This window comes from uncultured Fibrobacter sp. (assembly GCF_937877005.1).
GTDB lineage: Bacteria > Fibrobacterota > Fibrobacteria > Fibrobacterales > Fibrobacteraceae > Fibrobacter.
This window is the reverse complement of sequence record NZ_CALEFV010000226.1, coordinates 18,536-27,981: the sequence shown is the minus strand read 5'-3', so window position 1 is coordinate 27,981 and position 9,446 is coordinate 18,536. Positions and strand designations below refer to the sequence as shown.

Sequence of the window (9,446 nt, the reverse complement as noted above, 5' to 3'; positions counted from 1 at the left end):
TAAAGCGGCACGCGAGCTGGGTTCAGAACGTCGTGAGACAGTTCGGTCCCTATCCGGTGTGGGCGTTCGAGACTTGAGGGAAGCTGTCCTTAGTACGAGAGGACCGGGACGGACGTACCTCCGGTGTACCGGCTGTCGCGCCAGCGGCACTGCCGGGTAGCCGTGTACGGATCGGAGAAACGCTGAAGGCATCTAAGCGTGAAGCCGTTCCCAAGATCAGGTCTCGCGGGGGCAACCCCCTGTAGGGCCGTCGTAGACTACGACGTCGATAGGCCGCAGGTGTAAGCGTGGCGACACGTTGAGCCGAGCGGTACTAATAGCCCGTGCGAGCTTTTTCCCTCCTTTCAACGATTTGGTTCGTTCGTCTGCGTGAGCAGCCCGGACCCGCCAGGCTTCAGGACCTGTGCTACAAGACTTTTTCGACAACCGGTTGTCGCCGACAAGATTGTTTCAGCGGTTACCGAGAGGGGGTCATACCCGTTCCCTTTCCGAACACGGAAGTCAAGCCCCTCATCGCCGATGGTACCTGGCCCACGGGCCCGGGAGAGTAGGTCGCCGCTGGATTCGCGGAGCCCCTTGCCTTAAAGGCGAGGGGCTCCTTTTTTATATATACCGCTCCGCTCCGTTACGCTCTCGCGACCACAGCCGGTCGATACCGGCTGCTTGTCGCTCACGCCCCCTACGAGGTAAACCTCGCAGGGGGCTTTTTTTATATACCGTTCGGCCTCCGGCTCCACTTCCCATGTTTGCGTTCAGAGCAGGCTTGGGCAGGGGCTGGAATTAGGGGGAGGCTTCCCCCTTTTTTTATTTACGGCCTACTGATTACTTCCTACTTTTTTCTATCCTTTACCACATGAAACCGACGTTATCGTTTGTGTTGCAGTTGCCGCCATCGACGGCGTATGCAAAGCTTGAATCTGTTGTAGAGAATTTGCTGAAGGGCATCTGCATGATGCTCGATTCGGGAAAGGTCCGTTTTTCAATGTTCATGGATGGACCCACACTTGAAACTGCAAGCCGTGTCGCAAAACCTTTAATGTTTGGCAAGTTTCGAAGGGCGATTGAGGATGGCATTTTTGAGTTGCTTGGTGGTGGATACTATGATCCTATGCTCCCTCTTTTCCCGACAGCTTTACAGTCAATGCAACTCGATCGGCACGCTAAATTGCTGTGGAAGCATTTCGAGATAGAACCTGCGGGTTATTTCAATTCCTCGATGGTATGGGAGATGGAGATGACGGAGCTTTTGGAAAAGCACCGTTATGAGTATGCGTTCGTTCAAGAGACGGCCCTACAAGATGCCCTGGGACGTACGACTCCTGTTTCCGGATGGTATTCCGTAGAAGACAAGGGCTGCTTTATGCGGGTTGTCCCGATTTCACAAAAGCTTTCGCAAGCTATTGCTCAGGACGATTTCCAGTGGCGACAAATTGCCGAACTTTATTGTCGTGGAGGAAGGTCCGCTGTAGTCGCCTTGGATATTCCTCCGCAACCGGGTGACATTGTCCCGTTCTTTGAACGGCTGATTGATTTTGTCGAGGCGAATGATTTTACAACAAAGACCGTCGCAAGTATCATTAATGACCAGAATTGTGAAGGACGCCTAAGTTTCTTGCTTTCTGCGGGGAAAAAGATTGGTTTGCCGGCCGCAGCCAAAACATGTCGTGAATTGTTGGTGAAGCGCCCCGAGGTCAACTTGTTGCACAAAATGCTTCTTTCGTTGTACCGTCGTGCGGCCGCTTCCTTGAAGGACCGCGAACTCGAAGACTGCCTCCAGATGCTTCTTCCCGCGATGTCGCCCATCTATTATCGAGACATGCAGGATTCCGAAGGTATGCGTACTCCCATGGTTCGCTGGTGGGGTAGTCGCTTCCTTCTGCAGGCTGCAAACCGCTTGACGGACCTTCTTTCCTTTGATGGAATACGTCTTGATGTGGCCGACTTCATGCTAGACGGTCGTAAGTACATATGGGCGGAAAATCATTCCTATTCATTTCTGCTGGATTTTATCAGCGGCGGAATACTACGCATCTTGAATGCAAAGGATGCAGAAAATAACATATTGGGATCGTGGCGTGATGATGGTGATCCTACTGTGGGATTTCTTGATTTCTTCTTGCCTAACGTGGAACTGAAAGCTGAAAAGTTAGACCAGCAATTATCGGATCGCGAAGGGGTTCTGGTTTCTCCTTATGATTATCAGATTAAGCGTCATGAGACTGGGTCGGATATAGCGCTTTTCTCGGAACAGCATCTGTCCCTTGCAGGCAAGGTCGGTGGATTTCATGTCGAAAAAACTTTCAGTCTTTCATCGACGGGTTCCGACTTTACTTTGCATTACAAGTTGGCGAACAATGCTCTTGCCGAGATTAAGGGCTTTTTCGGAACGCTGCTGGAAACGGGCCTTTTGGCTTGTGGTTATACGGGGAAGGATATCGTCATTGACGGGAATCCCCTTAAGTTCAGTTTCCGAGATCCTTTGATTTTTCCCGATGCAGGAATAGTTGAAATAGTGGACCGGATTACGGGGTGTCGTATCCAGGTAATTTTTGCTTCGAAGGCTTCGGTGTTGATTGCCCCTATTTTCGGAGCCTCATCGCTTGCTGCACCCGAAGCTTTACAGGGTATACGCATATTCCCCTTCTGGAAACTGTCTCTGGAAAGCCTTGCGGAAAAGGAACTGCAGATGACGGTGCACATCTCGAAAAGGTGATGGTATGAAATCGGAACTGATTGATATCCAGGTAGAGTCCCGTGAGAACGATGTAGAAATTACGTTGTCTGGCTCGCTCGGCTTTGCGCAGGTGTCCGCTGTAAAGGAAAAGCTTGACATGCTGGTCGATGGTCCAGGCTGTTTCTATTTCTTGAATTTGCAGAATGCTCATTTTACGAGCGACCGCTATCTTGATGTATTTTTGGAATTGCTAAACAGGGTGAAGGCTCAAAAGTCCTCACTTATCTTGATATTTGATTCAACGGAACAGTACAATTTCTTTTCCAAATATCAGAATATTTTTGAAGTCTACGAAAACCGCAATGCCTATAAAAAATCAGGTACCAAAAAACAGCTTCAGCAGATTGGCCTGCATTATGGGATGCGGTCAGGCATAACCGTCAGTTCCGGTGTAGCAGTAGCATTCATCAGTTTGATTCTTGGATGGATGGTTACTTTATTTGTGATTATTTCGACGCAAGGACACGAGATTTCTGACAAACAGGCGCAAATCATTGCCTTGCAAAATCAAAAGGATCGTTATATCAGAGAAATTGACAAACTTGAATCGTCAATCGGCCCGTTACGCAGGTTGGGAGTCGTACAGGATACGACGATGCTTAGCTCGTTTGGCTTGATTCAGGATTGGGTAGGTTACTTAGAATATCTTGAGAATACGCGGCGTGAAAAGTAATATACGGATATCAAAACCCCTTTTTGCGTTTGCAGTCGTGCTCTGTTTCGGGGCGTTGGGACTTTTTGTATCATACTGGTTTGCACGGCAGGCTGAGCTTAGCAACCTTGCCCATGCCGAAACAGAACTCCGTGGAGACTTAGAAAAGCTAGAAACATGGGGAAAGTGGACTATTGACTATGTCAAAATCAATAAGGCAATCGCTTATCTTTCCAAGGGTCGCCTGAATGAGCAACAACTGGAGATGCTCACCGAACAGATTTGGCAGATTTCCAGATCGTATACGACTGATCCCTTGTTGATATTGGCTGTCGTTGCTCAGGAAAGTCATGGCAATCCGAATGCACGTGGTCGCATGCGTTCTGGTAGTTTCTCAGGGGCTCTGGGCTTGATGCAAATCAAATTGGAAACCGCAAAGAAAATGGGTGCTCACTTCGGACTTCGTATCGAGACCGAAGAAGACCTTTTGAAACCGGAAATCAATGTAACGGTCGGTACGGCCTATCTGATTCGGCTTATCTCTAAATATGGAAATTGGCGAGATGCCTTGATTGCGTACAACTTAGGACATTCGGCTGTGGATCGCATGCTGGAACGGGGACTCCCGCTACCAACTCGATATTACGAGCACGTGATCTCTAAATACAGAAATCTGACTAGTATCGATTTTTTAGATGAGCAGTCCATTATGAGTGACGACTAGTTCATTTCTGGACTTCATTTTTATTAAATTTGTACTATGCTCCGTTGCCTGTTCTTCTTTGTAATGGTATCCTTGGCTGTTGCCGGCGAAGTCCGGTACAGTTTGGAACATTTCGTGGAAGAAGGGCTGACTAATGATCCTCGGGTCGAAGAAATGCGACAGGGAACGGAGGTCAAGAAGAATCAGATTCGAAGGCTGAAAGCGGAAGCTGTTTTGCCAACTTTCAATGTTTCCATGATGGTTGGTCCCGCACCCGGTTTAAAAAATGAGTTGCAGGATGGAGATACGGTAGAAGTTTACGACTTTTCCCGTATGGGCCCCTTCTGGGGAGTTCAGGCAAAATTTATACAGCCGCTCAATCTTGGTCAGTATCGAGCCGGTAAAAAGGCTTTGGAGGCTGATCTACAGCAGAAATCATTCGATATCGAAAATCAGATCAATCAAAAGGATGTTGAACTCCAATCGTATTATTACAATTACTTACTTGCGAAGGAGATGATTCGCATCGCTACCGATGCTCAGACTAAGGTTGACGAGGCCTATGAAAAGATGGAAGAAGCCTTGGATGATGACGATCCAAATGTGTCTCAGATGGATTTGCTGAATTTGAAGGTGAAAATGCATACGGTTCGTGAAGGCGTTTCCGAAGCGAATCTCGGCATGAAGCGCGTAATGCTTGCCATTCGATTCTCTCTCAACCTTCGTGAAGAGGATACCTTCACTGCAGAAGATTCGGTTCTTGTCCCGAGACCGGAGCCCCTGCCTCTGCTTGAAGAAGTCCGCAGCCTGACCCTGAAACACCATCCGGAACTGAGGCAACTTTCGGCGGGCCTTCGTGCACGTCGAATTCAGATGGATTTGGCGGAGGCGAAAATGGCTCCCGAATTTTTCATCATGGGTGAAGTCGAATATGTCAAGAGCTGGGCTGGAAATCGCAGCATTATGCAGAAGAATGCTTTTGCCGAGGATGCAGTTAACAAGCTGGACGGACTGATAGGTGTGGGAGTCCGCTATAATTTGAATTTCTGGAAAAATTGGGAAAACTACCGGACTGCCCGTACTGATTTGCATGGACTCCAAATGAAGGAAGCTTATGCATCCGAAGGCCTTATGGCCAAGGCGGAGGAACAGTATTATCAGGTTGTTGCGGCTAAGGAAAAAATGGACGCTTTAAAGGAAAGTCTACGTGCTTCGGAGGCTATTCTCAAGGGGGCTGCGATGCAATATGATTTGGACAAGTCCAAGACGGGTGACCTTGTGTCGGCCTATACGCAAAATATAACGATGCAGAAAGATTACTATTTTGCAGTATGTAAATACAATGTGGAGTTCGCGCAGCTGATTGCAAGCATCGGGATGTCGCTTAAAGAATTTCATACTATTTATATGAATCAGTGAGGAAAACATGTTCAAGAAGTTAATGATTGCTATTGCCTGCGCTTCGTTGGTTAGCTTTGCTGCGGAAGATCCTGTAGCGGCAGTAAAAAAGAAGGATGCAGAATTGCAGGCGCTTCTTAAGAAGTCCAATCGCAGTGCCAAGGAAACCGAGAGGGTGAAGAGCCTGCTTAATGATTCCTTTGATTTTGGGCTTTTGGCCAAGAAATCTCTTTCTGCCAATGACTGGAAGTCTCAGGATGCGGCTTCGCAGGAAAAGTTTGTTGCTGAATTCCAACGCATGGTCCGTAATTCAAGTGCCAAGCGTCTTGAACTTTACCGAGCCGATTCAACAATCTATGAACCGGCCAAGATGAAGGGTAACGACGAAGCGCGTGTGGTGGCTCATCTTTGGGACAAGGGCAGGGAATCTGTGCTGGAATACAAGATGACCTTGGTTGACGGTCAGTGGAAAGCTTGGGACCTGGTTATTGACGATCTTTCGACGGCCCGTAACTACAAGGACCAGTTTAGTCAGATTCTGAAGAATAAGAGTTTCGCCGAACTGATTGATATTATCAGCAAAAAGGCGGACGAAACGGAGAAATAGCCGCCTTGATCTGGTTCTGGGGAGTCCTTTGCACCCTTGCGCTCTTGATTCTATTCTTTCCATTTATCTTTTGGATAGAATTCAAGGCGCAGTTTAAGGGTGTTTCGGTATCGCTCCGGATATTCAAGAAGCAACTCTTTTCCTACAGGAAAAAATTTGGCAAGGAAGAAGATAAATCTCCTGCTGAAAAAAACGAGATTGAAAAAATAGGAGAGAACTCTGCGCCTGCCGAGCAGTCGGCAGCGCTCAAGTCTGAAGAAGACAAGCTTCCGATAAAGGAGACCTGGTCGTCGCCACAAGTCCTTTCTGAACCGCAGCCTGCAGGGAATCCCGAAAGGACTGGGAATTCTACGAAAGAATCCAAAGAATCCGTTGCGAAAACTTCCTCGGAAGAGCTTCCGGAGTCTGAAAAGAAGCGTTCCCTTACCGATGAGGAATTTTGGACGCTCATTTTGACACCGGAATTTGATAGTCGTGCCTTATGGGCTGTGAAAAGTTTGTTGAACGCTTTGTTTAATTTGTTCAGAATTCGTTTCGTAGATTGCTTCGTGGAAGGGATACAGATGGATTACGAAAAGATGGGCTACGGAGCATCGATAAATGCTTTTTTGAAAAGCTATCCCTATATAGGGGCGTGGGACTTCCGCATGGATTGGACTCACGACCATGAACTTCGGTCCGAGGGACAGGTTCGCGCATCTGTCAATTTATGCCGGTTGTTGGGTTTGATTTCGGCAGTCCTGTTTTATGGAGGAATTGTGACGTTCGTTTTCTGGCGTCGCCGCGCTAAGATTCTTAAGACAGGAGAACTCCCGGAACTTGGCTTTGTTCGCAAAAAAATTGTGAAAATGATGTCGGAGGAAGACTGATGCCTGCTTTGACTTTGGAAAGACTGCTTGCTTCTATCGGCTTTGGTTCGCGCAAGGAGGCTCGCGCCTTGGTGCGTATGGGCGTTGTGGAACTAGGGGGCGAGGTCGTTGAAGATCCGTTTATGGAACTCAAGTGCCGGCCTGAGGTAATCACGGTTAATGGCGAGGAAGTCCCGACATTTGAAAAGCTTTATATCATGATGGATAAACCGATCGATGTGGAGTGTAGCCATAATGCGCGCGATCATCAGTCAGTGTTTGCGCTTTTGCCAGACCGCTTTACGGCGATGGGCATTCAGACGGTCGGAAGACTCGATGCGGATTCTTCGGGGTTACTGCTGTTTTCGAATCAGGGTGATTTTATACACAAGGTGGAAAGTCCGAAGAAAGGATATTTGAAAAGGTATCGTGTAGCATTAGCTCGTGACTTTACGGAAGAACAGAAGTCGGCGTTGTTAAAGGGCGTGATGCTCAAGGATGAGCGCCGCCCGGTGTTGGCCCGTGAACTCGTAGTGGAGGAAGGCTCTGTTGTGATATCAATTGGCGAAGGACTTTATCACCAGGTTCGTCGAATGTTTGCAGCTGTCGGTAACCATGTCCTTACTCTGAAACGAGAGGCGATAGGTCCTGTAGCGCTAGATGAGACTCTGGGAAAGGGTGGCTGGCGCTATCTAACCGAAGATGAAATTGCGTCGCTGACTTGAGACTGTAAAAAGAGGCCTCCGATTGTCGGAGGCCGTTAAATTCTGGGAATTCTCTATCTATCGTGATTCCGTGTCAGTAGGAGTCTCGCTTACGGGAACCATGATCTCATTCCCCTGGGCTTCTAACTGGGCGTTTGCACCTTCGACCATAGCCTCGATAGAGTTGATCTTATCCTTGATTTCGTTGCTAAACTTAAATGACGGAACAAGCCGCTCCTCGATCAGGACGGTTTCGCCTGTTCGCGGATTACGGGCAGGGCGGGCCTTGCGGGGTTTGCAGCTGAAGGTTCCGAAACCACGGATTTCGATAGTGTTGCCTTCGATTAGTTTTTCGCCCAGGAGGTCGAGGAACTGTTCGACGACGGTCTTAATGTCGTTGCGCACAAATCCGGTGGACTTGGCGATTTCTTGAATCAATGCTTGTTTAGTTATATTTGCCACGACTTAAATATAGGTTTATCAATAAGTTAGCGTATCCATTCAAACGAAATTACATATTTTTTTCGGGCGCTAATTGCGGACTTTTTGTGAATAGTTGTGGTTAAAATGTTGAAAAGTTTCAAACTTGGAAATCTGGATGTTTTCCCGAATACAATCCTCAGCCCTATGGATGGGGTGACGGACGCTCCATTTCGCAGATTATGTCGCGTTTTATCGGGAAATCGAATGGGACTTTTGGTGTCGGAATTCGTTCCTACGGATGGGGATGCCGTTTTTTGTCTTTCTGGACACAAACAGCTCAAATTTTTCCCCGAGGAAAGTCCCTTTGGTATCCAGATTTTTGGTCGGTTCCCTGACAAAATGGCGATTGCAGCAAAGAAAATCGCGGAAGAATTACATCCCTCCTTTATCGAAGTCAATGCTGGTTGTCCTGCACCCAAGGTTGCGGGGAAGGGTAGTGGATCGGGGCTACTTCGAGACTTGCCGCGCTTGCGGGAAATTTTGCATGATGTGCGTTCTGCTCTAGATTCTTGTGAGTGCAGGCTGCCGCTTACGCTTAAGTGCCGTATCGGTTGGGATGATGAAAGCATCAATGTCATGGAAACCCTGAAAATAGCCGAGGGTGAGGGTGTTGAAATGATCACGGTTCATGGCCGCACTCGTATGCAAGGATATAATGGACTGGCTAATTGGGATTGGATTGGCAAAGTGGCTTTAGCCGCTAAAATTCCGGTCATTGGAAACGGGGATGTGAATAGTGTCAAGGTAGCTCGTGAACGCATAGAAACATACGGTGTGTCTGGTGTGTCTATTGGTCGTGGCGCGATGCATAATCCTTGGATCTTTGGACAGATCGCGGATGCTTGGGAAGGAAAGCCGGCTCGACATATGTCGGCAAATGAAGCTTTGGATGTGTTTGAATTATATTATCGATTCAAGTTGGAAGATGGTGCCAGCGAAATGGCTGCTCTCGGTAGACTGAAACAGTTGGCTGCTCGCCTTTGCAAAGGTTTCTGCTTAATGGACTCTGAAAGTGAATCTTCGGATGCGGCGATGCAAGTACGCCAGTCCCTGCTTACTTCGGAAACTCCCGAGATGTTCTTTGATCGATTGCAGTCGCTTCGCAAAGGCCTTGCTAGCGAGATGCTATTCTCTCCAGATAGGCTGGTAAATCTAAACGGAGCCAAGGAGACCGAATTAAAGTTCGGAAATCAGTTTGCCGGCCGTTAACCGGGTAATTTAGTTTATACTAAAATTAAGTAGGGAGTCCTGTAAAGAACAGCCCCCGATAAAATCGGGGGCTGCTTTTGGTGTTTATGGATTGCTTGATAATCAAGC

General features: G+C 47.9%; 9 protein-coding genes and 2 rRNA genes. 10 read left to right on the top strand and 1 reads right to left on the bottom strand.

The window, feature by feature from the left end; translation table 11 throughout:
- From Q0628_RS10150 to Q0628_RS10110, 9 genes are all read left to right on the top strand, one after another.
- Positions 1 to 338: ribosomal RNA gene (locus Q0628_RS10150) — 23S ribosomal RNA — on the top strand; the annotation flags it as partial.
- A gap of 111 nt (positions 339 to 449) precedes the next feature.
- Positions 450 to 564 (top strand): 5S ribosomal RNA (gene rrf, locus Q0628_RS10145).
- Positions 565 to 853: 289 nt separating this feature from the next.
- Positions 854 to 2,713: an alpha-amylase/4-alpha-glucanotransferase domain-containing protein gene (locus tag Q0628_RS10140; RefSeq protein WP_298770685.1), complete on the top strand. Its 1,860-nt coding sequence runs from the start codon at positions 854 to 856 to the stop codon at positions 2,711 to 2,713.
- A gap of 4 nt (positions 2,714 to 2,717) precedes the next feature.
- Positions 2,718 to 3,407, top strand: coding sequence for a hypothetical protein (locus Q0628_RS10135; RefSeq protein ID WP_298770683.1), 690 nt, complete (start codon positions 2,718 to 2,720; stop codon positions 3,405 to 3,407).
- Positions 3,397 to 4,110 carry a lytic transglycosylase domain-containing protein gene (locus tag Q0628_RS10130; RefSeq protein ID WP_298770681.1) on the top strand — a complete coding sequence of 238 codons (714 nt, stop codon included), beginning with the start codon at positions 3,397 to 3,399 and terminating at the stop codon, positions 4,108 to 4,110. The genes Q0628_RS10135 and Q0628_RS10130 overlap by 11 nt, the downstream gene beginning before the upstream one ends.
- Before the next feature lie 36 nt (positions 4,111 to 4,146).
- Positions 4,147 to 5,508: a TolC family protein gene (locus Q0628_RS10125; RefSeq protein ID WP_298770679.1), complete on the top strand. Its 1,362-nt coding sequence runs from the start codon at positions 4,147 to 4,149 to the stop codon at positions 5,506 to 5,508.
- Between the two features lie 7 nt (positions 5,509 to 5,515).
- Entirely contained in the window at positions 5,516 to 6,094 is a 579-nt protein-coding gene (locus Q0628_RS10120) for a phospholipid-binding protein MlaC (protein WP_298770677.1), read from the top strand.
- Positions 6,095 to 6,099: 5 nt separating this feature from the next.
- Positions 6,100 to 6,963: a hypothetical protein gene (locus Q0628_RS10115; protein ID WP_298770675.1), complete on the top strand. Its 864-nt coding sequence runs from the start codon at positions 6,100 to 6,102 to the stop codon at positions 6,961 to 6,963.
- Positions 6,963 to 7,667, top strand: a complete 705-nt coding sequence (locus Q0628_RS10110; protein WP_298770673.1) for a pseudouridine synthase — start codon at positions 6,963 to 6,965, stop codon at positions 7,665 to 7,667. The genes Q0628_RS10115 and Q0628_RS10110 overlap by 1 nt, the downstream gene beginning before the upstream one ends.
- Before the next feature lie 57 nt (positions 7,668 to 7,724).
- On the opposite strand, the gene Q0628_RS10105 is transcribed toward Q0628_RS10110, so the two are convergent.
- On the bottom strand, positions 7,725 to 8,108 hold the full coding sequence (locus Q0628_RS10105) for an HU family DNA-binding protein (protein WP_298770671.1): 384 nt from the start codon (positions 8,106 to 8,108) through the stop codon (positions 7,725 to 7,727).
- A 105-nt stretch (positions 8,109 to 8,213) separates the two neighbouring features.
- Here Q0628_RS10105 and Q0628_RS10100 point away from each other — a divergent pair, with 105 nt between their 5' ends.
- Positions 8,214 to 9,338 (top strand): tRNA-dihydrouridine synthase family protein, encoded by a 1,125-nt coding sequence (locus Q0628_RS10100; protein ID WP_298770669.1) that lies wholly within the window; start codon positions 8,214 to 8,216, stop codon positions 9,336 to 9,338.
- The last annotated feature ends 108 nt before the right edge of the window (positions 9,339 to 9,446 follow it).